This is a genomic window from Geobacillus sp. YF-1, assembly GCF_052692335.1.
Genome location: NZ_CP199850.1, coordinates 2,855,001 through 2,881,649 on the forward strand (window position 1 = coordinate 2,855,001; position 26,649 = coordinate 2,881,649).

Sequence of the window (26,649 nt, forward strand, 5' to 3'; positions counted from 1 at the left end):
GGAATTCCGCTCCCCTCTCCTGCACTCAAGCTCCCCAGTTTCCAATGACCCTCCACGGTTGAGCCGTGGGCTTTCACATCAGACTTAAGGAGCCGCCTGCGCGCGCTTTACGCCCAATAATTCCGGACAACGCTCGCCCCCTACGTATTACCGCGGCTGCTGGCACGTAGTTAGCCGGGGCTTTCTCGTGAGGTACCGTCACCGCGCCGCCTTGTTCAAACGGCGCTCCTTCGTCCCTCACAACAGAGCTTTACGACCCGAAGGCCTTCTTCGCTCACGCGGCGTCGCTCCGTCAGGCTTTCGCCCATTGCGGAAGATTCCCTACTGCTGCCTCCCGTAGGAGTCTGGGCCGTGTCTCAGTCCCAGTGTGGCCGGTCACCCTCTCAGGCCGGCTACGCATCGTCGCCTTGGTGAGCCGTTACCTCACCAACTAGCTAATGCGCCGCGGGCCCATCCGCAAGTGACAGCCAAAGGCCGCCTTTCAACCAAAGACCATGCGGTCTTCGGTGTTATCCGGTATTAGCTCCGGTTTCCCGGAGTTATCCCGGTCTTGCGGGCAGGTTGCCCACGTGTTACTCACCCGTCCGCCGCTGACCCAACCAGAGCAAGCTCCGATTCGGTCCGCTCGACTTGCATGTATTAGGCACGCCGCCAGCGTTCGTCCTGAGCCAGGATCAAACTCTCCAAAAGAAAGTGGATTGGCTTTGTGAGCTTCAGCGCCGACACCAAACGTGCCAAGCAGCCTCCGCTTTTCGTATTGTCTAGCTTCGGCCGCTATCGGCTCGCGACGCTCCGGTCCTGCTGCGGCGGCGATAGCCTCCTCGCAGGCCCTCCAGCGCGTTTCGCCGATAGGCAAGCGGCCTCTGCTTTTCGTTGCGCTTCGTTTCGTTCAGTTTTCAAGGAACGAGATGAACAGCTGCAACCACAAATTTGTTGCGATAATCAACGTTGTGTAAGCAGCCTCTTTATATTAGCATCACATCTTTTTGTTGTCAACTGCTTTTCGCTGTTTTACCATTTCGAAATTACACAGTTGATCAGCGACGCTATTTAATATATCATCTTCACCCACAAAATGCAATACCTTTTTTTCTTTTTTGAAATACTTTTTTCTCCGCCAAGTTCCCCATGCAAAAACATAGTTGCTCATTCTTGTTTAAAGAATGATCTGTTTACCGCCGTGAATTGACACTCCCCAAAGTTCAAATTTTGACATAAACGCCTTTCTTGTTTCAATACACTGACATATCGCGTCATGATCACAGTGTCCTATGCATATATTTTTCCGATAGGGTTGAGGTACCACCATATTACCAAAGGAGGTCTTTTCCTTATGATCCGCATTTTGTCGTCACCGGCTAGCATCGGTGTTACCGATTCCTTGTCCCTTCCGCCCGCTGAACAGCGAATCGCTGATGCGCTTGTTTCTTCCCCCGTCCTCTATACGTACCCGAATGAACAGCAGCTTCGCTTTGAAATTGCATTGCGCGCCCGCATTGTTCAAGCAGCCGTGGATTTAGCAAAAAGCCGAGCGCGGTTTGCGATCTTCCGCTTTTCCCGCTGCAACAGCCAATTTTGGGAACGAGATGAGCGGGGTGGGTTTCAGCTGCGGCCGGGCGTTCCTCCTTCAAAAGCGATTGGCGACATTTTCATCAACAGCGAACTGTACGCTTTTGAATGCGCGACAGCCATCGTGATCGTCTTTTACAAAGCGGTGCTCGACACCATTGACACATCCGCGTTTGATCGCCTGTTTGACCGCTTGCTTCTGTATGATTGGCATACGGATCGAGACCTTGGTATTCAAACGAAAAAGAGCAAACATTTTCTTCCCGGAGACTGCCTTTACTTCAAAAATCCAGAATTCGATCCAGCGACACCGCAATGGCAGGGAGAGAACACGATTTACTTAGGAGACGGTTTGTTTTACGGACACGGCATCGGCATTCAAACAGAAGACGGTATCATTGCCGCTCTAAATCGAAAACGAAAACGAGGGGCAACCAAATCGGCTTATCTTCTTTCTGAAATTACGCAGGTCAACTTCGCTTATTTATCCCAGTTTTCCCGACCGCTGGACGGATTCCGCTTTCCGCTCCGCTCGTCGTTTATCGCTGGGACGCTAGGGTCGGCCGCCTTCTTGCGCCGTTAGCGTCCCTTTTTCGTTTTTCTCCCACAAATACAGCCCGATTCCTGTTAAAATAAAAATACCGCCGATCCACTGCAAAGGGCGGATGGATTCACCAAACAGCCAGTAAGCCAAAACGGAAGCTCCGACAGGCTCAAACAAGATGGCCATTGATACCGTTGAAGCGCTCACCCACTTGACCGCCCAGTTCATCACCGAATGGCCAAACAATGTCGGGATAATGGCCAAACCGAGGAAACAAAACCAATCTCTCGGTGGGTATGCCGTTAAGGAAAAACCGGATAGGACGGCATACGCATACAATGTGGCAGCACTGATGCCGTAGACAAGATAAGTATATGTCATCAACGACAGCCGTTGGCGCAGCTCTTGACCAAACAGCCAATAAGCCGTCACCATTGCGCAGGCCGACAGCGCCAACACATCTCCATAAAGCGCCGCACCGCTGATGCGAAAATCGCCCCAGCTGATGAGAAGGCTTCCGACAATGGCCAAAACAGCGCTCCCGACCGCGCCGCTGGTCAGCCGTTCGCGAAAAAAGAGCGCACCTCCGGCGAAGGCAAACAGCGGCTGCAACGTCACGAGCACGACTGAGCTGGCAACAGATGTATAGTCAAGCGATTCAAACCAAAGAATAAAATGAAATGCCAACAGCACGCCCGAACAAACCGAAAACAGCCCATCACGCCGGGAGATGTGCTTGAGTTCGGTAATGCGGCGAAAAAAGAACGGTGTCATGATGATGACAGCGAAAAACAGCCGATAAAAGGCGATGACCGCGGACGGCGCCTGCGACCACTTGACAAACACAGCGGACGTTGAGACGGCGAGCGCTCCAACCAACAAGGCCGCATAGGCTTGGGTATGGCTTGGCGGTTTCACGATTCCATCTCCTTGCCAACCATTTTCCTACATTATATCATGAACGGGGGGAGAACGAATGATGTTTGATCCATTCCTTAAATTAGGGATTTCGGCCATTCTTGGCATGATCATCGGACTGGAACGGGAGTTGAAGCGAAAACCAGTCGGTTTGAAAACGTGTTTGGTCATTTCGATTTCAAGCTGCCTATTGACGATCGTTTCGATCGAATCGGCGTATGTCTTCCCGCTTAAAGAGCATATCACAATGGATCCGCTTCGCTTGGCCGCACAAATCGTATCAGGCGTCGGTTTTTTAGGAGCGGGCGTTATTTTACGCCGTGGCAACGACAGCATTACTGGATTGACAACAGCCGCCATTATCTGGGGGGCGGCAGGAATTGGCGTGGCAGTCGGCGCCGGTTTCTATTGGGAATCGGCCTTTGGTGTCGCTCTGCTCATTGTTAGCGTTGAACTGATTCCATTTTTAATCAACTTTTTCGGACCGAAGCAGCTGCGTGAAAAAGAAGTAATGCTGCAAATCACCGTTGCCGATGAAAAAAACATTGCCAAAGTGATCGAGCATTTAAAGCAACAAGAAATCAATATTAAAACGATGCGCATCAAAGACGTCGAGGAGAATGAACATTTGTTGAAGCTGCGTGCTGTCATCGATCAAAAGCGGTCAACTGCCGAACTGTATTACGCCATTCGCTCCATCGAAGACATTGTCCACGTCGATATCGAAAGCGGTTGATAAAAAAAGATTGCAAACCACCCGTCATCTGGATATAATAGAGCATGGACAATTCATCCATGTTCGTTTGGGGCATTAGCTCAGTTGGGAGGGCATCATTGTTAGAATGACTGCCCTCATTTACTAAAAATCGGTTCAAAGAGATTTTAAAAGTGATTTCTACCCGGTCTCTAAAAACAACGATTTTGTCAATTACTGTACTTAACATCATTTTCTTTTTTTCCACCGATGCCTTTTCAAATACTTCTCTCCATACAGGAATGTATCTCTGCAATTCCTCCATTTCAGACAGTTCTACCTTCTTGGATTCTAAATCTAATTTTGCTTTATTGATTGATTCTTCCAACTCCCTTAACTCATTTTCTTTCTGATTAATAAGGTCATTAACAACTTTTGCATCAAAGAAACTTTCCCCCATGATTATTTTGAGTGCTTCATCTCTTAATTTCACTAACGCAGAATTCACTTTGTCAAATTCGCTTTGGAGCTTTTTTAACGTTTTAACCTCTTTATCAGTATTGTGTTGCTTAAACTCTTGAATCTTACTAGTAAGGTCGATTGTTTCAAGTTGGTCTAAATAATCGTAAAGTTCATCAAGAACCACACCTTCAATCTTTTTCGGAGAATACAATGTCTGTCCATCGCAATCTACTTTTTTCTGTGCTTTACCCGAACATCTGTATTTAGCCTCACGCTTTACATATTCTGTTCCATCTTTACGAACATATTTCTTTTTATTATATGTTGTACAAAGTGGACTTCCACAATGTCCACATCTTACTAACCCCACAAGTAACAAAGAGCTTTTCGTAGTCGTAATAATACTTTCTTCTCCCCTATTTTTTACATTTTCAGGATTTCTCTTCTCACGTATACTCTGCACTTTATTCCACTTTTCCTCATCAATAATTACTAGTTCCTCTAATTTCTCTTTAGATACCACTTCTTTTTCAGTACCCCTTGCATAAACCATGTAGCCTTTATACATTGGGTTCCTTAATACATTATTAACCGCTCCGGAAGTCCATTTTTTCCCTGTTTTTGATGGGATACCTTTTTCGTTTAGATATTGAGCTATCCTGCTTTGACCATATCCCTCCTCAAGAACAAGATCGTACATTTTTTTAACAATCTCAGCTTCTTCCTCATCAATTACAACCTTAAGTAATTCTTTTCCTTTTTTATTGAAAACCCCCGAATTAACCGTCTTGTAGCCGTAAGGCACTAGACCCCCTCTATAAATACCATCTTCCACCATTTGCGAATGCTTCTCGTTTACTCGTATTGACGTTTTTCTACTCTCTCCACTTGATTGCCAGAATCGAATATAATTAATAAGCCTATCAGCATGATCTTCTAGCTTTTGTTGTCCTTCTTTGACTGACCACACCTCTATTCCATTATTAATAAACCATTCAACTATGAAAGGAGTCTCATCATCTCTCCTACCCAGACGGTCAAACATAAATACTAAAAGAACATCAAACAAACCTTTTTCGGCATCTTCTTTTGCACGTTGAATAGCATCCCTTTTACTTGCGGATACCTTAAATCCAGAAACCCCTTTTTCGATATATTCTTCTACCAATTCCCAATTACCCTGCTTCTCGATGAAAGACCTGCAAGCATTTCGCTGCATAGGAATATCATCACCATCGAGCTGTCCTTTTGTCGATACCCTGTAAAGCGTAGCAACTCTTTTCTTCACACCATCCATTACCATTCAAATACCACCCTTAACTTTATATTTCATTTTATAGTTGTTAGTTACACTACCTTTGTGTTAACTCGCTACCTAGACCATGTCAATTGTTTGATTCTGTTTTCTGCCTTATATATTCTTGGGTTAACATTTCCAATAACTCTCTTTCCGCATTGACATTACTTTCTATGAACTTTACCACAACCCACATTCCATGCTTCTCATTAAATCTTTTAACACCGATGACTTCATCGTTTTCGATGATTGGTAAATACTTTTGACCATCAATAACAACAGCTTCTAAAGTGGACATGTGACCTTCACCCCATACCGAGAATTAGGGATTGACCCCATGCCCGTATAAAAAATCTCTTGAAACAGATCCTGAAATTTAGGCTAAAAGCAGACGTTTTTAAAATATTTGTACCTTTTGTTTTCAGATGTCCTTAAAAGGTATTAATTACCCCTAACTAGAGTCAATATGTTCCAGAAAGTACTTAATGTTTCTTAGTTACTCAGTAAAAAGGCAAAAAAAAATAGCACCTAATCCTCCAGCTAACCTGTATAAGGTCAGTCTACCAATGCTTAGATGCTGATTTTTTAATTAGTATGAACCCACGATTTTTTTAAGTACCCCTTCATAAATCTAAGCTATTCTACTCTTATCAAATCTCCCTGAACCCTACTAACAGAGATTTCATCGAACATAGCAACATTTGTTTCCTCGTTTAACGTATATGCAGAGAGATAACCCTGCTTTGCCATGAAGATTGTATGCTCTACATATTCCTTTATCACTACCTCGCGAGGATTATCCATTAAATCTGGATCGATGTAAATCGCTTCTTCAAAGATATTCTTTGGAACATACAAATAACTCTTAATTGGCACTACCTGCTCGAATGTGTTTACTTCAAATTCGCTCTGAATATCCGGCTTTTTCCCTAACATGATGCATGAAAACAATACATGGTAAACCATCAACCCGTTTTGATCTAATTCATCTATTATTTCTTTGTCTCTGTCTGTTACCCCTTCTTGGATTATCATTGTCGGTCTTAAACTGTTGGTGACCAGTATCTCCCCATTCTTAAAAGCATCTATAATACTTTCCTTGACACCTAGTGTCTTCATTATCTGCTCTGCTAACCTCAAACTCCTTGATGTGTAAGGTACTATTTTCGATACATCCCCCTTATTCCATAACCTCGAATCTCTCTTTCCAATCCTTTTTGGCATCCCTAAAACCTCCCTTAATTCGGTTCCTAACTAATAAAAACCTGCTTTATGCAGGTTTTTAATCGGTCAACTAGTTATAAGCTAGCTCGCGAGTTTACTCTTAAAATTCGCTTATCTCTAGCGTTTTGAAAAATTTTTCGGGTATTTTTTGATGAAATGCCTTTTTAAGAGCAAATACCCCCTTTTATAAGCGATGAACCACCGCTGCTAACGACCATAACTCCTTACAAATTCCTCTATTTTCTGCCGGTTTACTTTACCTTTATCAAAATCATATACTTTCCATACATCTATCGAAACCGCACCACTGTCGACTACCTCTAATCGAGAAAAATACCTTTTTAAACCTTTTTCATACTCTGTGCGAGATAGCGATTGAGTTCCTAACTTGTACTTTTCAGGCTCTGCCTCGCATCCATCGCATACATTAAATGGATTTGGTCCAGATGCGTAACTGATCTGATTCGTGTAAATCGTGTCGCCTTCTAACTTTATTTCAAACAATCCACTGCTCCAACTATCTAGACCACTTGTGCCGTCTTCTCCGATAAATATGTAATGACCATTACCCCGATATAACGCTATGTTCGAATCCTGTACCGAAAACGCCCACATTCCAATATGAAAACGAGTCTTGCTCTCAATAGGTGCGCCCGATATACCTGCACCTTTATGCTTTAAATGTACTACCCTGCCGTCTCTTACCGTTATCGCTACATTGATCGGAGATGTTAAACGACCTACCGAACCGCCTAAAAGCTCTGGAATCCCATTCATATCTAAATCGATTAATACTAACTCGTCATTCGGATCGAGAAATGTATCTCTGGATTCGAAGGTACGCTCCAAATATTTCACATAAATACTCTGCCAACTTTCTTGAAGGTGAAGAAACAACACCAGTGGCATTATCAAAAGCAATATAAGAAAAGACTTTTTCATTTTTACCCCCCCCTCCCTTTAAGACGTGTCTATGTTACCATTTTAAGGGTACGGACAAATAAAAAGAAAACCGTTCTGAAATAGAACAGTTTTCTTTTGAACATAACTACTATGAGTCTTACTTTAAACCCTCCACAAAATCCTCTAGAAAATTCCTTAGAACACAATCGATATAAAAATCTACATCATGATCCTTACTAACAGCAACATCGAGTGCCATTGCCATACTTTGATGATTGTATAAAATAGGTGAGAATTTTACAGATAATTTATAATCGAAAAAGCTACTAATCGAATTATATACCCGTGAAAAAAATTCTACATCTGCAAATTCCCACATAGGAATCTTCACAATAGGAGCCGATTCCTGATGAAATAATATAAGCATTTTTATTCTATGTTCTGCTACACCGATTACACCGTTATTTTCAAACATTTCGATTAAAGATTTTTCGTAACCCATACAAATATCATGAATCTTACCCCTTATATAAGAATCTTTTAAAGAATCGGTTTTAACTGATAAACCAATAAATATATGTTTTACTGAAGAATTTTCACTTTTTAATAATACTGGGTCTACTATTATTTTTACTCCTTCCAATTCTTTTGAGTCTTTAAGTTTAAAACCCTTTATGGGTTGATTGAAGTAACTCCTAATTAATTTAGCATAATTGTCAATCTTAAATTCGGAATTAATTACTTTTTCATACTCAGCACCACTTAAAACACTCTTGTTAGGATTAAAAAAAATATAATATACATTTGTATGAAGTTCCGATTTAATTTTTCTAGTTTTCGCCATTTTAATTACCCCTTTACTTTTTATTTATTAACCTTACACACTTATTTCTCATCTCTTGATTTATGTCTTGGATTTTTCCTATTTTCTTTAAAAAATTAAAATTGTCTTGAAAAATTTTTTATGTGCCCCCTATCCAGCACCTATATTGACCATTAAATGCTGCACATCCCCTGTAATGTCATAGAAAAAATCTCGAAGAACCCCCTTAACGATTTACACTCTTCCTGTTCGGAAGGTTACACTCTACGAACAAACTGTTACCTATCTCCCCTAAACAGTTCAATATACACCCTCTCAAAGTAGAAAAGTACCAAATTTTCAGGAATACCTCATACCCGATTGTCATATCTATTATCGAAGTTATGAATTATGGGGGTGATATCATGAGTGAAAAGGAATTATTTGAAGTTGAGATTGAAACGATTAATAAGTGCTTTGAACAACTGGTCGACACTTTTAATAACTTCTTTCAAGGTGTCGAGATTGATGAAACCCACACTGAAAGTTTCAAAGAAGTTCAAGACCAAATGAAGCAATTTGCTGATGACATTAGTACTGTCCAAAAACAATGGGTAGATTATCAACTCTATCTCATCGATACTGCTAATTCAATGATTCTAGATGTACCTATCGTCAATCGAACTCATTTAATGGTTGATCATCAAGAAGGTATAGTGCGTATCCTTACAGAGTATAAAATCGATGCTACTATTACAGACATTTTACCTATCCATCTGTTCCGTGATATCATTCTTTGTACCGTTGAACAATTTGCAAGTGGTAGACGAAACATCAAAGTTTCTGATATCACAAAATTAATGGAAGATGAAATTAAAAGCAGAAGTGGATATGATGAGGCTCCTCGTGTGTTGGTTTATCGGGTATTTAATGTGTTGAAACATCATGATATACTAATCCCTTCTAGCACAGTTAGGTTTGGACATAATCTCAATAAATCCGTAGCTGAAGTCAAAGAATGGTTGGATCATGTATTAAGTCAAAATCGTTAAATGCATAAAAACCGTTAGGTGCTGCATCTAACGGTTCTTTTTCATGCGTACTTGTGAGGGTGCGCGGTTTGCTCGTTTTTATAATGAGGGATAAGGTGAGATGAAGTGTTGTGAAGTGTGTGGGCGAAACCATTTCTAATGTAAGTGAAATGCTCATAAAATGCCTCATTGCTCGAATTGAGGTGATCTAACCGAAATTTGTATATCATGTCTGTCTTTGCTCTGTTTTTTCTTCTATGCCTTTGCTTCTTCCTCTCCTGTTTATTATGAATAAACTCAATTTTTAGATGCTGAAATTGTTTTTTATTGCCCATTTTTTAAAAATTTCTTTTGTTATCTAAAGCTGTTTTCATATATTGTATGAAAGTATCCTGCAAGGAAAAAAATTTATCTTAAACGGAAAAAAATTTTCTTTCAAAATAATTACCCCACAGCTTGGTCGCTAGACGAACTCTGACTGCTTACCAAAAGCTAAAAATATACCTAATCTGATATACAACGAACATTATTTAAAAAGGTAACCTACCTTTTCTTTTTCAGGTTACCTTTTAACTCTTACCCATCACCGCATTATAGAGTTATCTTTCAATTTGGTTACTTAATTGAACTTTTCTTACTTCTAGTTCCCTCTTGCGTTCCTGTAAGACCTGTTCTACTGTTAAGTCTCTAATCTGGAGAGAGAAACCTTTTTGCCTTTTAGGTCTTCGAGTTGCTTGAATGTCGTAAAGCTTGTACTCTCGACCTTGCTCTGGGTAAACAACGAAGGCAACGTGCTCCTCGGTTGGTACAAGACCCATTCGCTTTAATTTGTTTTGGGTAAATAAGTGGTCGGGTACTTCCTCTGGCAGGTAACGCTTTAAATTGTCTTTAGTCATATTAACCTCCGTTAACTTATCAAAAAATTACACCTGTTATTTACAGCAGACCTATGAATAACTACATATAAAAAGTTAACTCTTAAAAAAATTAAAAGGTAACCTGCTTGCCTTTCAGGTTACCTTTATAACCCCTCCTTTTCTCTCACCGTACTACTACCCTTAAATAACTGCCCAGCTCAACAGGAGGTACATCACACTTCATATAATCATGATACAAGCCTATGTCATTTAAACGAGCACTCATATAATGCTTTATCATTATGGCATCCCGTTTTACACTACTCGGTCCTTTATAAACCGGCTGATTAAAAACATCTGTTTTTGTGTAAAACTCTAATGCATAATGAGCATCCTTTAGCACCTGATAAATATTCATATTATAGCCACGTATCCTTATTGAATCCAACACTTTGTGTAAATCCGATTTCCGCTTTACACAATTATTTAAACAAATTATCAAATGACCATCTGTATCTATAAAAACACGTTCCTTTTGTGACCTATTTGACAAGTCTACTCCCGGTAAAAATTCTCCATACGTACCTATTAACGTCTTGATGTGCAACTTGCTGTACTTATCAAATACAACTGCCACTAGTAAATGATCAGGTCTCTGAATATAAACCATATCTAATCACCTCATTCATTTTGATAAAGCCGCTCCTCAAACCTAAATATTGGACATTGGTGACAAAAGTATATCTGCAATAACGAATCAGGAGGGATTAAAAAGCGACAACATACCGAACCGCATAACACCAACAAATCACATAATTCTTGGTAGTATTCGCTATTCTTGAAATTTATGATATCCTGTTCATTTCTTAATTTTTTTATTTGATACTTTAACTCATTGAGGTTATAAGGCTCATAAAGACCTCTCTTTACCCCAATTCTTAGAAGGCATTCTAACCTGTCTAAAACTTTCAGATATTCTTCTCTTAAATACGCAACCTGCTCTTTACTCAACATCATCACTCCTCGAAATTACCTTTTTCACGCTAAGGCTCACCACCTTTCTTGATGAAACCTAAAACTTTATTTCCCTGCTCTAAAAACCCTTTCTTTTAAAACTAACTATTTCTACTGATTATTACTTTTTTCTAATCTCATCTCTTAAAATCAACAGCTTGTCTACCCAATTAACTGTTTTATTTTTACAACTTAACAAAAAAGACAGCATAAGACACTCGATCCACGAATGCTATACTGTCGTTTTTATTATTTTTTGCATAAAAAAAATAAGACCCCAAACAGAGCCTTATAATGATGCCTCGTATTCCTTTACCTTTTTATAAAAAGTCGGCTTCTTCATGTTTACTAAATTCATGAACTCAACTGCTTTGATTTCACCTTTTTTCCATTTTTTATATAACTCATCCCATTCTTTAGGAAGTTCTAACTTTGGTCTTCCCATATGTTTACCCCTAGCTTTAGCCGCTGCTATACCTTCGGCTTGACGCTGTAAAAGAGTTTCACGTTCTTGTTGAGCTAAAGTCGTATATACCTCGATTAATATAGAATTGACCATATCTAAAACCCATTCTTGACCTTCTGGATAATCCTGCATTGTTGTAGGCATATCTAAAATTTTTACCCGAATCCCGTTACGTTTAAAATACTCTAGATACTCTTTGATTTGCGCTTTATTGCGACCTAGCCGATCAATCGATTTAATATACAACGTATCGCCAGACCGCATTGCTTTTAACATATTTTGAAACCCTTCACGTTCCATGTCTTTCCCACTAGCCTTATCGCTATAGATATACTTTTCATCGGTAACATACTTTTTTAACGCATCATATTGTCGATCTAAATTTTGCTCTTTAGAAGAAACCCGAATATAACCGAACGAGATATTCATTAGACGATACCACCTTTATTTGGAAAGTTATTTTTGGTTGTCTAATGATACCGTGATTGTTTATAAAGGTCAATTGGTTTTCATACGTTTATAAAGTTTAATTTTCTTAATAAATAGACGCGAAATAGATGCGAAATAGTACAGTAAGAAAAGGGGTACCTTTATAGACTATTACGATAACAAATTCCTATACTTCTTAACCATTTGTTACCATTTGAGACAAAAAAGAAAAGGCTTTTAAAAGCCTCCAAATAAAACCTAATTTTTACATTTTTACTCTTCCTCTTTTTTAGCCACATTTAAGTTTAACTTTTCTTTAAGTGCTAACGCTACCAGTGTCGGTGCAGGAGGTAATTTCCCACCAGATATTTTTCGATACTTTTCAGTGTTCTTTAGCAATGCTCCAAATTTATCTGCATACTGTGGCTTGATTACCCAACTACCATCTGGCATATATACATCGATATCTACCATCCCTGCTTTTATCGACCTCCTACCGTATTTCTTATTGTAGTTAATTGTCGGAGTCGGAAGCTTCGCATCGCCTCTATAAAATGCAGGAGATTTTACAGAAAGATGTACCCCATCAGAATTCCCATATTCATCACAACAGAATCCTCCATACTCATCCCTTATGATTAAAAACATAAATTCATAAAGTGTAAGATAAAATAGCTCACCTGCTTTGACTTCCCGATATGTAATATCCTTTTCAGGATCAATACCCGTGTCTTTGTTCTTTAAAACGTCTATAACAGGTACCATGATATCTTCATCCGATATTAGTGCTACTCCCACAGGTGTCGAGGAATCCTTTATCTCATCCCCCACCTTGCGAGAAGATTTTTTCGATGATAACCCAAGTAAATACTGAAAATGCAAAGTGTGAGATTTACTACTTATTAACGCCCGTTCTTCTTCACTCATTTGATTGATGATTTCTAACCCTTTATTTAATAACGCTTCATTTGCTTTCGTTTTCTTACCAACTGGTTTTTTAGAACCCTTGTCCACACTATTATACATAGTCGTATTACTACGAAAATTATTACTTGAATTTTTCAACAATGACATAAAGTAATAACCTCCATACCATTATTTATCTATAAAATAGACTATTTTTCTTATTTAAACAACACCACATTGGTTATGTTTATCCATTTTTGATGAGTTTTTTTCTATAAATAAAAAAGGCTTAAAAAAGCCCCCAATTACCGCCATTATTTACTTTTTACAAAGATTGGCTTTAACGCCTCCCATATACTGCTGCCTATTTTTCTAACGACCTCTACAATTATATTCAAACTCTCCAATACCATCTCTTTTGCTGATAAATCTGGATTTACCGAGTATGTGTAAAACACCGCAACTAGAGTGGTTAATACTAAAGAAACAATGATAAATTTTAAAATCCCTCCAAAGAAACCAAATATGTTGAATAAAAACGCATATACCGCCTTAAAGATTGCCCTTATTGGCAATAAGATAAATGTCTGCGTTACCCAATTTACTGCTTTCCCTGCCCGATCTGCTGCCGTTACTTTATCTACCTCTACTATCTTCTCTTTTACTGGTAACGTCTGCTCTTTATACGCTTCCTCTAAACTATCTATATCACTCAATAACAAATTCTGATCACTTACTTGCTCTGCCTCCACTTTAGGTAATTCTAAACTATCCGTTTCTATAATATTTGACTTTATGATGTTCTTATCCGATATCCTTATCTCTTTTAACTTTTTAGCATAATCCTCTAAAGTTAAATTAAAATTAATGTCATCTGCAACCTCTAATGGTTCATTATCTACCGATTCCTCCTCTGCTTCTACAAAAGATAAACCCGGTGTAAATGAGGAATCATTTTCTTCTTTGATTTCTCCTTTTTTGTCTCCCTCGATCTCCTCTGGCAATATCGGCTCTACACTTTCAGACTCCGAAAAATCTTTCTCTGCTGCACCATTATTTGTGTTAACTTCGACTTTCTCTGATTCGACATTATTCGCGCTTCCCTCTTTACCCCTCTCAGCACTAAATATCTTGTTAGGGTCAATATTTATACCAAGCCCCAAGTTTAACAAACCTTCGTTCCCTATATTGAAAAAATCAAAGTTTAAATTATCATCTTCACTCGAATCAACTGTACCTGCAAGTTGCTCCTTCTGCTGAACTCGCTCGTCCTCTGTACGATTATCCAATGTTAGTGTTTCTCCTACCATTGCTTTATCCTCCTTTCCTGTAACTTATATAAAATCTCTTGTTTACACTCCAAAAATTCATCTAATTATAGTGCATTTTGAAAATTTTTCTTACCCGATTGTTCAACTCATATAACCGCTTAAAATTTAAACCCTTTTATTTCAGAAACCATTATTTTATAAGCCCTTAACAAATTAACTCCTGATTTTTGCAAATGACTCCCACACAAAAAGAAAATACCTCACTTATTGAGGTATTTTCCTTATTACCATTATTCCTCTGTTGGTTTAAATACAAGATAGTTCTTACCTTCTTCTAATTCTACTCTAACCTTCATATCGTTATACTTGACCATTAACTCCAACTTTCTAAATCTCTCTGGATTTCTAAATACTACCTTTAATGTTTCAGCTTTCATTCCAGATAGGTCTATTACTGTTTCTGGTCTAGCTTTTACTCTTAACTTCGCTACAACCATACCATCTTCATTATATACCTTGACATTTTTACGTCTTAAATAACCTAATAATATGATGAAAGGAATCGCTGAAACTATCGGGATGATCGGTAAATCTTTTGATGGCTTACCTTTAGGTTTATCTTGTGATTTATCTTTTGGTTCATCCTTTGGTTTTTCTTTCGGTTCATTTTGTGGCTTATCTTTTGGTCCGTCCTTTGGCTCTTCTTTAGGTTTAATCGGTTCGATTACAAAGTCAATTCGTTGTGTATTCACTGTTTCGTTTAACTCAATTGACTTCCGCACCTCATTAGATACTTGAACTACTTCTTTTATCCCTGAATTAACATCGTTTACATCTTTATAAGCTATAACCTCTATTTTTGCTATTTCTTCTAATGTGTACGGATTTTTTAGGATTACTGTGTGCTTACCTAATTCCACATTTTCAAATCTATACTCACCTTTTTCATTTGTATAGGTGACTCTTGGTTTAGAGTGTAATTCAACCATTACCCCTTCAATCGGATTACCTTCACTATCGATAACTACGCCAAATACTGTTCCATATGCTTTTTTCACTTCATACCTGAATTTTACTACTATTTCCTTACCACTATCCGTCACTCTTACTAACGTTAATGAAGGTCCTGTTACCTCATAACCTTCAATTTTAGGTGCTCTCACCTCGTTATAACCATAACTTAAATTCGTTAATTCTTTTTGCATTAATACCTTGCCTGTTTTATTATCTACTGCGATTACTGTTACCTTATCACGCTTTTGTATCTTTACCACTGGCTTCGGATCTATCTTCAATTCTGGCTGTGGTACTGGTTTTGGTTCTGGTTGTGGCGTTGGTGTTGGCTCTGGCTTTGGTTCTGGCTGTGGTTCTGGCTTTGGTTCTGGCTGTGGTTCTGGCTGTGGTTCTGGCTTCGGTTCTGGTTGTGGTTCTGGCTTCGGTTCTGGTTGTGGTTCTGGCTTCGGTTCTGGTTGTGGTTCTGGCTTCGGTTCTGGTTGTGGTTCTGGCTTCGGTTCTGGTTGTGGTTCTGGCTTCGGTTCTGGTTGTGGTTGTGGTGTTGGCTCCGGTTGTGATGCCTCTTTCTCATATAAGAAAATAATTTCCTTAAAGAAATCCGTCATTGTAATAATAACTGTTTTAACTGCTTCACCAACTATTTTATAATCTCCTATCTTTTCTTCTGCCGTATACGTGTACTCACCTACAGGTACGTTCTTAATTTCTTCATCTTCTTTAATCTTTTCCATCGTCAACATGTCTAAAAACTTTACAATGATATGACCTATTAATGGTTTTACTAAAGGTACACTTTCAAAATGAGCCTCTACCGTTTTATTGCTGTCCATATATAATGGTAAGTAATCACCATTTACTTCAACTCCATCCACTACCCACTTTACAAACCGATAACCTAATTTTGGTGCAGGTGTTAAAGATAAACTCGTACCCCCTTCATATGTTCCTTCATCACCTGAACCATACGTCTGCCTTGACATTGTAAACTCGTTTAATACATTTACTTCGCCTTCACCCACTATATTTACTGATAACTTGTATTGCTCTAGCGGTACAAAATGAGCTACTGCCGTTTTATTACTATCCATTGTTATAGTAATGCTAGGTGAGAAAAACTCTGTTCCGTTTACTACCCATTTATCAAATCGATAACCAAAATTCGGTGATGCGTACAAATTTACTTTGCTTCCATTATCGTAATTATATATTCCCACATAAGGTGATACATACCCCTGACCTTCCATATTAACTGTTAAAGTCCATTTAGCAACAGGTTTATAGTAAAATACCACTGCTGCATCTGGACTGCCATGACCTAACACTGGAACTGAATACGTTCCTAGATAAATATTACCTTCATACACATCTACATCGGTATAAACATAGAAAGGATCATTACTTTCTCTGACTACAACTAAATCTCCACTTGCTGAATCATAAGATAATACAGCACCATCCGTTTTATATGGACTATTAGGAAGATTTGAATAACTGTCATGCGTTACAAAAGAAAATTTTCGGCTACTATTCTGTATACCTGTAAAACCATCCCTACTTTTTATACCTAGAACTGGTTTGATCACTGAAGTAAATGCTTTACCTATACCACTAAATTCCTTTTCCAAATCATCATCTAAAATGTAACCTGCAAGATTCTTCGCTTTATATTTCCTAGTCTCGAAATTCCCTACATCATTAACGATATCGTAACTGATTAACTCATTAGTACCCCGAACTCTGTACTCTACTTTAACTGATGACGATTGAATAAAATTAAATGAATACTGTGGTCTGTAATCATTACCATAAAGTCTTTGCACGTACTTAGAAGGTATTACTGACGTGATATTTTGAATAAAATTATGGTCTACCTTAATTGCATACACTTTGTCTGGGTCGAAAACTGAAGTATTTAAGCTAGTTAGATAATTGTTCGATACATCTAAAAACCCTATAAATTCTGCGTTTAAACCATCAACATTTTGCAACTTATTATTAGAAAGGTCTATTTTTGATTCCACTCTCTTTAAATTACTTAAAGGAGAAATATCCGTTAATAAGTTGTTTTGAAGATTTAATGCCGCATCTGAATACAAGCTTGCCGCTCCATGAGCTGTTTCCCTAGTCACATATTTTAAATTCCTTAAACCCTTTATATCCTTTAGCTTGTTATCGTTTAAAAATAATGTTCGAACAGAAGTTATTTTATATAAAGGATCTACATCTTCGAGTAAATTACCCGAAAAATCAAAGTTAACTGGCTTACCACTATACTTAACTGCTACATCACCAAATATCTCCATACCTTTTAAGCTTCTGATACCTCGATTACTAGCATTGAAATTTAAAGCACCATTCAGTTTAATTCTTGCGTCAAGCTCTGCCATACTAAATGTGGAATCTGATTTACCTTGCCAACTTGGTAAAGCACTCATCCACTCCGCAAAGTACTTTGCTAAATTCTCATCAGGAAATACTTCATTTATTTTAAGTCGTTGGTCTGGCTCAGGAACAGGTGTTATATCTATAAACGTGTATCCACGGTAATTAGCTACCTCCTCCACCATTGTTCCTGCATACCCATATACTTTTAAATCACGAGGGTTCGTTTGATTTCCCTCTACTGCCCAATAATCAAAATAGACACCAATTAAACCATTCGATGTTTTTTCCCATGAACCATTCACTGTTATTGATGTTAATTTGTTAGAACCAAATGCATAAGAACCAATTGAATTTACCCCTTTTGGAAGATTTACTGATGTTAAGTTATTACCGTAAAACGCAAAATCCTTAATTTGCTTTAAAGATTGACCAAATGTCACTGAAGTCAACTCGTTCCCTACAAAAGCAGACTCTCCAATTACAACAATCCCATCAGGAATAACGAATTCTGTAAAATCGTTATTCATAAATGCACCAGTTGGAATTTCTGTGATTGCATTCGATAATGTTACTTTTGTTAATTTGTTATCCGCAAAAACATACTGACCAATTGATTTAACTGAATCAGGTATTACTACTTCTGTTAAATTGTTATACCCAAACGCCCTCTCTCCAATTGTTTCTACTTTTTCTCCGATTATTACTGAAGTTAATAGGTTAGAACTAAAAACATACTCTCCAATGAACGTAACATTGTCTGGTATTCTAACATTAACAAGATTATTTGCCCGAAAAGCATGAGCCTCAATAGTAACTACACTCTCAGGTATGTCTATACTCGTTAAATTGTTATGAGAAAATAAACCTTCACTAATAGTTGTAAGACCAACTGGTAGTTTCGCAACTTCAACGTGATTATCAGCAAACGCATATTTTCCAATATCCGTTACACTGTCAGGTATATCAATACTCGTAAGATTGTTAACAGAAAAAGCATGATCACCTATCACTTTTACTGAACTAGGTAAATTTATAGAATCTATATTATTCTGAGAAAACGCCCTTAAACCTATATACTCTACACTACTCCCAATAGTTACAGAAGTTAAATCATTATCAAAAAACGCCCAATCACCTATCCGAGTTACACTCCCCGGTATGACTACCGAGGTCAACTCATTACCCATAAACGCTTGATCACCTATCAGTTTTACACTCTCTGGTATAACTACCGATCTTATCCCACGGTTTAGAAAAGCATTTTCAGCAATCTCTACTACCGAATAACCATCTATCGTACTCGGAATAACTACATCTTTATCCGTTCCTATATACCTGAAAATAGTTACCTCGTTATTTTCCACAAAATACTCGTAATCATTATTGCTATTGTATGACATTTCTGATGCATTCTCATTTGGTGCAGATTGCTCTGCATTGGTATCTGATTCTGTTATCGCTCCTCCTGTGGCTCCGTCTGTTACTTCTCCTGCTATTGCTTCTTCTGTGGTTCCTCCTGTTGATTCTCCTGTTGGTCCTGCTGTTCCTCCTGTTCCTTCTGTGCTTCCTTTATTCGGCGTTTCCGTATTTGTTACCCCCGACGCTTCTCCTGTTCCTGTAGTAGTTTCCTCATTCTGATTTTCTGGATTTTCCTCTCCTTCATTAATTTCTTGATTCGCTTGGCTTTCTTCATTATTTACTATCCCCTCGCTTTCTGTTATTTCAATATTTGATTCATCTACACCCTCTGCAAATACCCCTATTGGCAATGAGTTAACTAATAAACCCATTACCAACATGCACGATATGAACTGTCTGCTGCTCTTCCTCAACTTTACCATCTCTTTCAACTCCCTTCTTTTTAAAAAGGTGAAATTTTTATTTCCTGGTACTTATAAACTTTCTCTCTCTGCTTGTCTTGAATTTCTACAATCTCTGGACATCTTTTAAATTTTTTCTTACTCCAAGAACTGTCCGTTTTTCTTAAATACTTTTGAAAATAAAAATAATAAAAGCAGTACCCTTTATGGCACTGCCGTGACATGATTATCACACTTACCTAGAAACCTTATTATCTTCCTACACATGTAAAATTTCTACCTTGAAAATTCTTACACCACAAAATAATCATGAACGAACTTTTAACTCCTAGAAAAAATAACCGATCAGAAACCCGATGATGAAAGATACTGCGAAAATGACTAAACTTACTTGAATGATCAACCTGTAATCCAAATCTCGAAACATAGTTTAGAACCCACCTTTCGATAATCCTACAGGTTAATCTAATTCTTTTTATTGCCGTTTTTAATCGTTCTCTATTTTTATTATTTTTCCCAGTAAAAAACCGCCTTTCTCTTAAAAGAAAGACGGTCTGTTTTTAATTATTATGTTTTTTGCAAGCAAAAAGTGCAGAGAATTGCAAGAAAAAATACATAGGCTTGCCGGCTCAATGAATTTACCTTTCAACCGAGTGAGAAGGGAGCGACTGAACGGCAGAAAGCGCATGCCGCAAGCGGTAGCTCTCACCCGTAAACGCGAGAATGTGGGCGTGATGGACCAAACGATCCACCAGCGCTGCCGTCAGGCGGTTGTCCCCAAACACTCGATTCCACTGTCCAAACTCTAAATTCGATGTCACGATGACACTTTTTCGTTCATAACAATCGGCAATGATGTGAAACAGCAGTTCCGACCCCTGCTTTTGGAAAGGTACATAGCCGAGTTCGTCCAAAATCAACAGCTCGCATGTGTCGATTTGCCGTTTGAGCCGTCCGAGGGTGCCGTCTTTTAACGCCTCTTCGAGCTGGGCGACAAGATCGGCGACACGGAAAAACCGAACTTCATGGCCCCGTTCACACGCTTTTAATCCTAATGCGGTGGCGAGATGGGTTTTTCCTGTTCCCGGCGAACCTAAAAGCAGGACGTTCTGTTTTTGCTCCAAAAAGCGAAGGTCGCAAAGTTCTTCCTTCGAGGTCGTGGTCGGCCAATGAATCTGATCCGACCATTCGTAATCTTTGAGCCATTTCAACTCCCGGAACTTCGCCTTCTTGATCAATCGAGCCTGTTTTGCTTTCTGACGGAACGACAGCTCCAACGCCAACACATCACGCAAAAACTGTTCCTTGGTCTCGTAGGCCACCTCCTCGAATCGATCCGCGATGTACGCCAAATGCAGGGCTTTACAAATCTCTTTTACATCCATCTTCATGCCCGGCTTCCCCCTTCCCTTGACGGACAAAGACGTTGATCATACACATGTAAATCGGTTTCATAGTCGACGAAAACGGAAGGGGTATAGGCTTCTTCCCATTTCGCGGGATACTCCGAACGCTTCGCCTCCATCAACACCCCGATCTCATGGGGCGCCAAATCCCACCGTTGATACTTGTCAAGCCACTGAGCGATCTCATAGACGGTGTACCGGTCCAGCAGCTTCTGCACCCCTCGAATGCGTGATGCCGTCTGTTTCGGTTGTTCCATGAAGTATTTCCTAATGGCCTCCGGTAAGTAAACTCGAAACCGCGAATACTCCACCACCCGGGGCTTTTGCGCCCATTCCGCCAAAATGTCCTTCCAAGGGAGCTCCCGTTGCTTTTTCGTGTACGGCCTTGGCGCTTCCAGGTACACCTCCCCTTCTTGGGACAAAACCATGAAACGATCCCATTCCTTTTTGACAAGGACACGGTTGGGGACCGGGATCCCATGAACCACAAACGCCTCCCCATCCACCGTTACTTCCCCGTATTTATTGACATTGGCGTGGTGGAAGGAGAAGATCGGGAGATCTCTCTCCGGCAGGACAAGCAACTCCTTTTGTTCTTCCTGCCATAATTCCTCAATGGTTCTCCCTTTTTCATAGTGGGGGCGGGCTCGATCTTCGATCATCTTGCGATGCAGCCACTCCGTCAGTTCTTCATCCCCCTCGATCAACGGAGCAGGGACAAAGCAGTGTTGCCGAGTATAGTAAACTTTCCGTTCGACATTCCCTTTTTCGTGTCCGCTATACGGATTGCATGCCTGTACGTCAAACCCATAATGAAGCCGGAATCGCTCAAATGCTTCAGTATATTGACGTTCGCCTCCTTTTCGAATCGAAACCACCGCCGCCGCCAAATTGTCGATGCGCAGTTTTCTCGGGACGCCTCCGGCCTGTCGAAAGAGCTGAGTGAGCCCGTGAAGAAAACATTCGCTGTTTTCCGCCGGCAATGGATACGCATACGCGGCGTTGCTGTACGGAAAGCTCAAAATCAGAATTGATCGGTCTTCCTCTTTTCCCTCCTTCGTCACAACGGACATGGTGCCGAAATCCACCTGCGCTTCCCCCGGAGGGTGTTCCAGCCTCTCGTAACGTTGTTCCTTCTCCAGCTTAAGCTGAGGTCTTCGTTTTTGAACGTAGGCGCAAACCGTTCGATAAGACCCTTTAAAGCCATGTTCCTGCTTTAATTGTTCGTACATCTTCTTGCTTGTCCGCCGTTGTTTTCTTGGCAGTTTGGCGTCCTCCTCCAGCCAGTCATCAATGATTTGACCGTATCCTTCTTCCTCCATCATTCCCCGTTTTCTCTTTATTTTTTGTCTGACCGAAATGTCTCCATCCGCATATTTCTTGACTGTTCTCCAGTTAAATCCCGTCCTGCGGACAATTTCGGAAAGCGATAACCCTTTCTTTTCACGCAAATGTTTGATATGATGAATTTCAGGCATTGCTAGCATCCTTTCTTTACCTCCACTGTTTTGTTCTTCACAACCTTAACAGTAGAGGGAATTTTAGGAGCTGGCAAGCCTTTTTTTTATGCCATGAAGCTCTGCACTTTTTTGTTGCAGAACTCTGTACTTTCATTTTGCACTAAACATTATTATTCCGATTTTACAAACATCCCTAACTCTAACCCACCAAAGAAAAATAAACAGGCTATTAAAACTATTAACGTTAATATAACTGCGAAAGTAATCCTGTTATACAACCTTACTTTTGGAGTCCTAAAATCATTCGCGCGCATGTTATTACACCTCCTTTTATTTTATATTTGATGTCTACTATGATTTAGCTCACGAATACACTCTTAAAATCGTCTGTTATGTATCGACATAAAAAAGATGATGCTATTTAATAACATCATCTCAAAACTAAAAATATATTTATTTTTTAGCCTTTATAAATGTACCATCTTTATTATAAATATCCCCATTTGTAGGTTGAACTAATACATACCCATCTTTAGATAAAGGTTTCGTCATATCTACCAATCTCAATGATTTAATTTCATACCAATTATCCTTAATTTGTATAAATGCATCTGCGTGATGATTGCCTGCAAGTATCATTGTATTGTAACCTAATGCATCAAAAAATGCAGAATATACTTGGGCATCTGAATCACAATCAGATACTTTATTAACTAAAGCATCATATGCTGATTCAGGTTTACCAGTTCTAGGATCACTAGTATTACCTATCCAACCAGCCGCTACCATGCGAACTTTATATATTTTCTTTATTTCTTCTTTACTTACCTTTTTATCAACTAAATCTTTTAACGCTTGTTCAGCTTGAAACATACCCCTATAATCTAATGAACCTACTTTATAGTTTTCTTTTCTATCACCATTTAAATACATATCATAATACTTCGCAAATCTACCACCAACCCAAGGCTCTTTATCTACTCTCTTTAACTCATTTCTTACAATCTCCATTACTTTGTTATATTCAGCTTGATTCTTTACCCCATATGTGTGTCTTCCATAATCTACTGTGATACCGTTTACGACCTGCTTTTTATTGTTTTGAAGGTACGTGTCATAATTTTTCAAGAACACTACAATGTGTGCTCTTAATAGATTTTCTTTTACTTCAAAGGATTCATACGTTTTAGGGTATTTACCATTTTTGTCTGGATAACCATTTGTTATCTTTGCATCATACATGAATTTTACTGCATCTTTTTCCGTTACCACTTTCTTATAATGTGCTGACGCTAAAATTCGAGCCATTGTCCCGCGTGAAATCGGTTTGTACGCATCTGCACGATTTTTAAAATTCGCTTTTGTAGGCAACTTATATTTTTCCGCCATTTGATACACAACCGATAAATCAAATTTCGGGTCTTTTGGTTTTGTATTTTTCAACTCATCAGGATATAAATAACGGACTGTAGATGAGCAAATTTGCTAACATAAATTGACAGCTAAACAAAAAAGGAGACATGAACCCAGCTCCTTGAGTAAAATAGATGTGCTCAAACTACCCACAAGGAGGTTCATGTCTCATGAATAGATTAGCACATCATCAAGGAATCCACAAGTTTTTCATGACGCTGGGATTGGCGCTTTATTTCTCGAAACCGGTCATCAAGCATCTCGTTCATATTGTGGATGCCTTGACTACCAAGGGATTTTCGGGAACATTGACCGATGTCCATCACTGGAGTTTTCATCCCAATCATCGAACCACGCTCAGCCATTTTTTCACGAAAAGCCCTTGGGATGAAGAGACGTTGCTTCGCAAACTCCAGCAATGGATCCTTCATCGCATCCAGCGAATCGCCAAACAGGAGAATCAACCCCTTTTTGTTTCGATTGATGATACGATTTGCCAAAAAACGAAGCCTTCGTCACGGGCTGCCCGCGCCATTCAAGGGTGTGATTGGCACTACTCGCACAAAGATCATCAATCCGTTTGGGGGCATTCGCTCGTTTGGCTGATGGTGCATACTTTCTCGCAAGCGTTCCCGTTCGCCTTTCGTCTGTATGACAAGACGGCGGGAAGAAGCAAGATCGACCTAGCGATCGAGATGCTTTCCTCGCTCAAGGGGAAACGGGCTCAGCCGGTGTATGTGCTCATGGATTCGTGGTATCCGTCCCAAGCGCTCATCGAAGCCTGCCTGAAACAAGGATTCCATGTCATCGCCATGCTCAAGACGAACCGGATTCTCTATCCGAAAGGTATCGCCATCCAAGCGAAGAAGTTCGCCCGCTATATCGAGCCCAACGACACCCACCTCGTCACGGTGGGGAAGGAGCGTTACCGCGTGTATCGCTACGAGGGAGCGATCCATGGCCTCGATGACGCGGTGGTGCTGCTGGCTTGGAAGGCGGATGAACCGATGACGCCAGATCATCTCCATGTCGTCTTGAGCACCGACCGGGAGCTAGGCGATGAAGAGATCTTGCGTTATTATGCCCAGCGCTGGACGATCGAATGCTTTTTCCGGCAGGCCAAAGACCAGCTGAAGCTCGATGGGTACCGTGTTCGTCACATTCGGGCGGTGAAACGGTATTGGGCCGTGGTGCTGTTCGCCTGCGTATACAGCATCGCCGAATCTCAGCAAGACCTCTCTTCCGGCCTGGAGCTTCTTCGGTCTCGGAAAGGGCACAGCGTCGTCGAGTTCATCTACGATGCCGCGAAGCAAGATATTCCCATTGATGTGATCAAAAAACAGCTCCATGTCGCCTAAGGGGTCCCCTGTTTGTCTCTTAGGGCATGGAAATTATTGTAATGAAAAATGCTCATCTACAGTAACGGAATAAAATCGTTAAAAACTGACCTTCTGTCAATGTGTCCATCGGTTTTAACAAGTTTTCTACTTTCCCTGTTTTCGGATTTTCCACATTCATATACCCCGTGATATACCCCTTATCTATAGCCCATAACATTGCTTCTGACCAATATTGACCGTCTTTGTAATCAGCATACACCACTTTCGGTTTCGGTGGAGTTTGTTTTGGTGGAGTTGTTGGTGTTGAAGTACCACTTCCTGTTGTGAAAGACCATGTTTTAGTTTTAACAGTATCATCCATTAAATCAGTATAAGTAAATTTTACGGTATATTTTTCATTTTTTAACAACGGGCTTTTAGGAAATAAGAAGTAAGTAAAACTTAAAGCATCTTCCTTGAAAAATACAGGAACTTCTTTTCCTTTACTATCAAACAATTTTCCAACAACATTATCAGGAACAACATTCGATGAAGATGGAGAGAAAGAAATAACATACCCCGATTTTTCTACTTTAAACTCTTCTAAAGGATTAGGTCTTTCCTTTTTACCTATAAATTCTAAACCGACATTAGTTTGTCCATCATAAGGATATATAGACTCCTCTGGATTTGTACCAAACTCTAGAAAATAATAAGTTAAAACCACAATATTATCTACAATAGCAACACCTACACTGGATAATTGAGGGTCTATTAAACATGTTCTATGCAAAGGTGCATCCATTAATAAATCTATACCTTTATTGATAGACGAAACATTATAAGCTATACCTTCCGAAGAATTAGATGCTAATGTTTGTGAACCACCTACAGATTTTATTCTATCTCCTACATTTTTACCAGTGTAACCTGTCTTTCCTACTGTTTCACTGTGACCGTCTACCCCTGATGAAAAAGAGATATTATTTGCATCTAAATACTTTGCATGATTCTCCGCCGCTTTAATCAAAAAGGGATTCAATGTTACAGGTTTTAAACCAATCTTTTTACGAATATCATTTATATAATTTAACGCCTCTTGTTGCTCTTTCGTAAACTCATACCCTGCTGCTTCTACTTTGGTAGGCTCGGATGAAAATGTCGGTAATACCCCTCCTAACGCTAACGAAAACGCTAAACCTAATGATACAACTTTTTTCATCTTTTTACCTCCCATTCGATTTGTCATCAAATATTCGGCTAAAAACTCAATCACTATATAACTGCTCCTTCAACCATTGAAAAATTAAGTGGTTTATTTGATGTCTACATCAAAATTATACTATTTTTTTCTAGGGTTAGACCATAACAATTTAGTGTATTTTACCTATAATTCTAAATAAATCTAAAATCATAAAATAACTAGTATCGTTAAATTAACTCAA

21 protein-coding genes and 1 rRNA gene (1 of these 22 cut by a window edge) are annotated in these 26,649 nt (G+C 39.4%); 4 read left to right on the forward strand and 18 right to left on the reverse strand.

The window, feature by feature from the left end; all coding sequences use genetic code 11:
• Positions 1-690: ribosomal RNA gene (locus ACTVIM_RS14200) — 16S ribosomal RNA — on the reverse strand; it reaches 869 nt to the left of the window's first position.
• Positions 691-1,333: 643 nt separating this feature from the next.
• Between ACTVIM_RS14200 and ACTVIM_RS14205 the strand changes: the two genes are divergently transcribed.
• Positions 1,334-2,152: a protein-glutamine gamma-glutamyltransferase gene (locus ACTVIM_RS14205; protein ID WP_033020382.1), complete on the forward strand. Its 819-nt coding sequence runs from the start codon at positions 1,334-1,336 to the stop codon at positions 2,150-2,152.
• On the opposite strand, the gene ACTVIM_RS14210 is transcribed toward ACTVIM_RS14205, so the two are convergent.
• Complete coding sequence (locus tag ACTVIM_RS14210; protein ID WP_033020381.1) at positions 2,123-3,031, reverse strand: DMT family transporter; 909 nt, start codon at positions 3,029-3,031, stop codon at positions 2,123-2,125. The two genes, ACTVIM_RS14205 and ACTVIM_RS14210, sit on opposite strands and share 30 nt — an antisense overlap.
• Before the next feature lie 58 nt (positions 3,032-3,089).
• Here ACTVIM_RS14210 and ACTVIM_RS14215 point away from each other — a divergent pair, with 58 nt between their 5' ends.
• Positions 3,090-3,767, forward strand: coding sequence for an MgtC/SapB family protein (locus ACTVIM_RS14215; RefSeq protein ID WP_445612962.1), 678 nt, complete (start codon positions 3,090-3,092; stop codon positions 3,765-3,767).
• On the opposite strand, the gene ACTVIM_RS14220 is transcribed toward ACTVIM_RS14215, so the two are convergent.
• The 5 genes from ACTVIM_RS14220 to ACTVIM_RS14240 all read right to left on the reverse strand — a co-directional run bounded on the left by ACTVIM_RS14220 (position 3,679) and on the right by ACTVIM_RS14240 (position 8,455).
• Positions 3,679-5,490 carry a recombinase family protein gene (locus tag ACTVIM_RS14220; protein ID WP_445612963.1) on the reverse strand — a complete coding sequence of 604 codons (1,812 nt, stop codon included), beginning with the start codon at positions 5,488-5,490 and terminating at the stop codon, positions 3,679-3,681. The two genes, ACTVIM_RS14215 and ACTVIM_RS14220, sit on opposite strands and share 89 nt — an antisense overlap.
• Before the next feature lie 82 nt (positions 5,491-5,572).
• Positions 5,573-5,782 (reverse strand): hypothetical protein, encoded by a 210-nt coding sequence (locus ACTVIM_RS14225; RefSeq protein ID WP_033020377.1) that lies wholly within the window; start codon positions 5,780-5,782, stop codon positions 5,573-5,575.
• 338 nt (positions 5,783-6,120) lie between these two features.
• Positions 6,121-6,708 carry a hypothetical protein gene (locus tag ACTVIM_RS14230; protein WP_445612964.1) on the reverse strand — a complete coding sequence of 196 codons (588 nt, stop codon included), beginning with the start codon at positions 6,706-6,708 and terminating at the stop codon, positions 6,121-6,123.
• Between the two features lie 207 nt (positions 6,709-6,915).
• The gene (locus ACTVIM_RS14235; protein ID WP_445612965.1) at positions 6,916-7,650 is read right to left on the reverse strand and encodes a hypothetical protein; all 735 of its coding nucleotides are present in this window, start codon (positions 7,648-7,650) and stop codon (positions 6,916-6,918) included.
• A 118-nt stretch (positions 7,651-7,768) separates the two neighbouring features.
• Positions 7,769-8,455, reverse strand: coding sequence for a hypothetical protein (locus ACTVIM_RS14240; RefSeq protein ID WP_445612966.1), 687 nt, complete (start codon positions 8,453-8,455; stop codon positions 7,769-7,771).
• Between the two features lie 383 nt (positions 8,456-8,838).
• On the opposite strand from ACTVIM_RS14240, the gene ACTVIM_RS14245 reads away from it, so the two are divergent.
• Complete coding sequence (locus ACTVIM_RS14245; RefSeq protein WP_445612967.1) at positions 8,839-9,465, forward strand: hypothetical protein; 627 nt, start codon at positions 8,839-8,841, stop codon at positions 9,463-9,465.
• Between the two features lie 578 nt (positions 9,466-10,043).
• Here the strand turns inward: ACTVIM_RS14245 and ACTVIM_RS14250 are convergent.
• The 10 genes from ACTVIM_RS14250 to ACTVIM_RS14295 form a co-directional block, all read right to left on the reverse strand.
• The gene (locus ACTVIM_RS14250; protein ID WP_033026119.1) at positions 10,044-10,340 is read right to left on the reverse strand and encodes a hypothetical protein; all 297 of its coding nucleotides are present in this window, start codon (positions 10,338-10,340) and stop codon (positions 10,044-10,046) included.
• 145 nt (positions 10,341-10,485) lie between these two features.
• A complete protein-coding gene (locus ACTVIM_RS14255; protein WP_445612968.1) occupies positions 10,486-10,971 on the reverse strand; it encodes a hypothetical protein in 486 nt (161 codons plus the stop codon).
• Between the two features lie 11 nt (positions 10,972-10,982).
• The gene (locus ACTVIM_RS14260) at positions 10,983-11,312 is read right to left on the reverse strand and encodes a hypothetical protein (protein WP_445612969.1); all 330 of its coding nucleotides are present in this window, start codon (positions 11,310-11,312) and stop codon (positions 10,983-10,985) included.
• A gap of 292 nt (positions 11,313-11,604) precedes the next feature.
• Positions 11,605-12,210 (reverse strand): recombinase family protein, encoded by a 606-nt coding sequence (locus tag ACTVIM_RS14265; protein ID WP_033026122.1) that lies wholly within the window; start codon positions 12,208-12,210, stop codon positions 11,605-11,607.
• Positions 12,211-12,483: 273 nt separating this feature from the next.
• Positions 12,484-13,284, reverse strand: a complete 801-nt coding sequence (locus tag ACTVIM_RS14270; RefSeq protein ID WP_089113851.1) for a hypothetical protein — start codon at positions 13,282-13,284, stop codon at positions 12,484-12,486.
• Between the two features lie 146 nt (positions 13,285-13,430).
• Positions 13,431-14,426 (reverse strand): hypothetical protein, encoded by a 996-nt coding sequence (locus tag ACTVIM_RS14275; RefSeq protein ID WP_445612970.1) that lies wholly within the window; start codon positions 14,424-14,426, stop codon positions 13,431-13,433.
• A 251-nt stretch (positions 14,427-14,677) separates the two neighbouring features.
• Entirely contained in the window at positions 14,678-19,576 is a 4,899-nt protein-coding gene (locus tag ACTVIM_RS14280; RefSeq protein ID WP_445612971.1) for a leucine-rich repeat protein, read from the reverse strand.
• A gap of 668 nt (positions 19,577-20,244) precedes the next feature.
• Complete coding sequence (gene istB, locus ACTVIM_RS14285; RefSeq protein WP_445612972.1) at positions 20,245-20,997, reverse strand: IS21-like element helper ATPase IstB; 753 nt, start codon at positions 20,995-20,997, stop codon at positions 20,245-20,247.
• The gene (gene istA / locus ACTVIM_RS14290; protein ID WP_445612379.1) at positions 20,994-22,499 is read right to left on the reverse strand and encodes an IS21 family transposase; all 1,506 of its coding nucleotides are present in this window, start codon (positions 22,497-22,499) and stop codon (positions 20,994-20,996) included. Before istA ends, istB begins: the two co-directional genes overlap by 4 nt.
• A 426-nt stretch (positions 22,500-22,925) precedes the next feature.
• Positions 22,926-23,861, reverse strand: coding sequence for a hypothetical protein (locus tag ACTVIM_RS14295; protein WP_445612973.1), 936 nt, complete (start codon positions 23,859-23,861; stop codon positions 22,926-22,928).
• Positions 23,862-24,055: 194 nt separating this feature from the next.
• On the opposite strand from ACTVIM_RS14295, the gene ACTVIM_RS14300 reads away from it, so the two are divergent.
• The gene (locus tag ACTVIM_RS14300; RefSeq protein WP_445612376.1) at positions 24,056-25,243 is read left to right on the forward strand and encodes an IS701 family transposase; all 1,188 of its coding nucleotides are present in this window, start codon (positions 24,056-24,058) and stop codon (positions 25,241-25,243) included.
• 52 nt (positions 25,244-25,295) lie between these two features.
• On the opposite strand, the gene ACTVIM_RS14305 is transcribed toward ACTVIM_RS14300, so the two are convergent.
• Entirely contained in the window at positions 25,296-26,426 is a 1,131-nt protein-coding gene (locus ACTVIM_RS14305) for a CAP domain-containing protein (protein WP_445612974.1), read from the reverse strand.
• Between the last annotated feature and the right edge of the window lie 223 nt (positions 26,427-26,649).

Bases quoted from the DNA above. Each gene is read 5' to 3' on its own strand.
- ACTVIM_RS14205 (WP_033020382.1), top strand. From the start codon at position 1,334: ATGATCCGCATTTTGTCGTCACCGGCTAGCATCGGTGTTACCGATTCC.
- ACTVIM_RS14215 (WP_445612962.1), top strand. From the start codon at position 3,090: ATGATGTTTGATCCATTCCTTAAATTAGGGATTTCGGCCATTCTTGGC.
- ACTVIM_RS14220 (WP_445612963.1), bottom strand. From the start codon at position 5,490: ATGGTAATGGATGGTGTGAAGAAAAGAGTTGCTACGCTTTACAGGGTA.
- ACTVIM_RS14225 (WP_033020377.1), bottom strand. From the start codon at position 5,782: ATGTCCACTTTAGAAGCTGTTGTTATTGATGGTCAAAAGTATTTACCA.
- ACTVIM_RS14230 (WP_445612964.1), bottom strand. From the start codon at position 6,708: ATGCCAAAAAGGATTGGAAAGAGAGATTCGAGGTTATGGAATAAGGGG.
- ACTVIM_RS14235 (WP_445612965.1), bottom strand. From the start codon at position 7,650: ATGAAAAAGTCTTTTCTTATATTGCTTTTGATAATGCCACTGGTGTTG.
- ACTVIM_RS14240 (WP_445612966.1), bottom strand. From the start codon at position 8,455: ATGGCGAAAACTAGAAAAATTAAATCGGAACTTCATACAAATGTATAT.
- ACTVIM_RS14245 (WP_445612967.1), top strand. From the start codon at position 8,839: ATGAGTGAAAAGGAATTATTTGAAGTTGAGATTGAAACGATTAATAAG.
- ACTVIM_RS14250 (WP_033026119.1), bottom strand. From the start codon at position 10,340: ATGACTAAAGACAATTTAAAGCGTTACCTGCCAGAGGAAGTACCCGAC.
- ACTVIM_RS14255 (WP_445612968.1), bottom strand. From the start codon at position 10,971: ATGGTTTATATTCAGAGACCTGATCATTTACTAGTGGCAGTTGTATTT.
- ACTVIM_RS14265 (WP_033026122.1), bottom strand. From the start codon at position 12,210: ATGAATATCTCGTTCGGTTATATTCGGGTTTCTTCTAAAGAGCAAAAT.
- ACTVIM_RS14270 (WP_089113851.1), bottom strand. From the start codon at position 13,284: ATGTCATTGTTGAAAAATTCAAGTAATAATTTTCGTAGTAATACGACT.
- ACTVIM_RS14275 (WP_445612970.1), bottom strand. From the start codon at position 14,426: ATGGTAGGAGAAACACTAACATTGGATAATCGTACAGAGGACGAGCGA.
- ACTVIM_RS14280 (WP_445612971.1), bottom strand. From the start codon at position 19,576: ATGGGTTTATTAGTTAACTCATTGCCAATAGGGGTATTTGCAGAGGGT.
- istB (WP_445612972.1), bottom strand. From the start codon at position 20,997: ATGAAGATGGATGTAAAAGAGATTTGTAAAGCCCTGCATTTGGCGTAC.
- istA (WP_445612379.1), bottom strand. From the start codon at position 22,499: ATGCTAGCAATGCCTGAAATTCATCATATCAAACATTTGCGTGAAAAG.
- ACTVIM_RS14295 (WP_445612973.1), bottom strand. From the start codon at position 23,861: ATGGCGGAAAAATATAAGTTGCCTACAAAAGCGAATTTTAAAAATCGT.
- ACTVIM_RS14300 (WP_445612376.1), top strand. From the start codon at position 24,056: ATGAATAGATTAGCACATCATCAAGGAATCCACAAGTTTTTCATGACG.
- ACTVIM_RS14305 (WP_445612974.1), bottom strand. From the start codon at position 26,426: ATGAAAAAAGTTGTATCATTAGGTTTAGCGTTTTCGTTAGCGTTAGGA.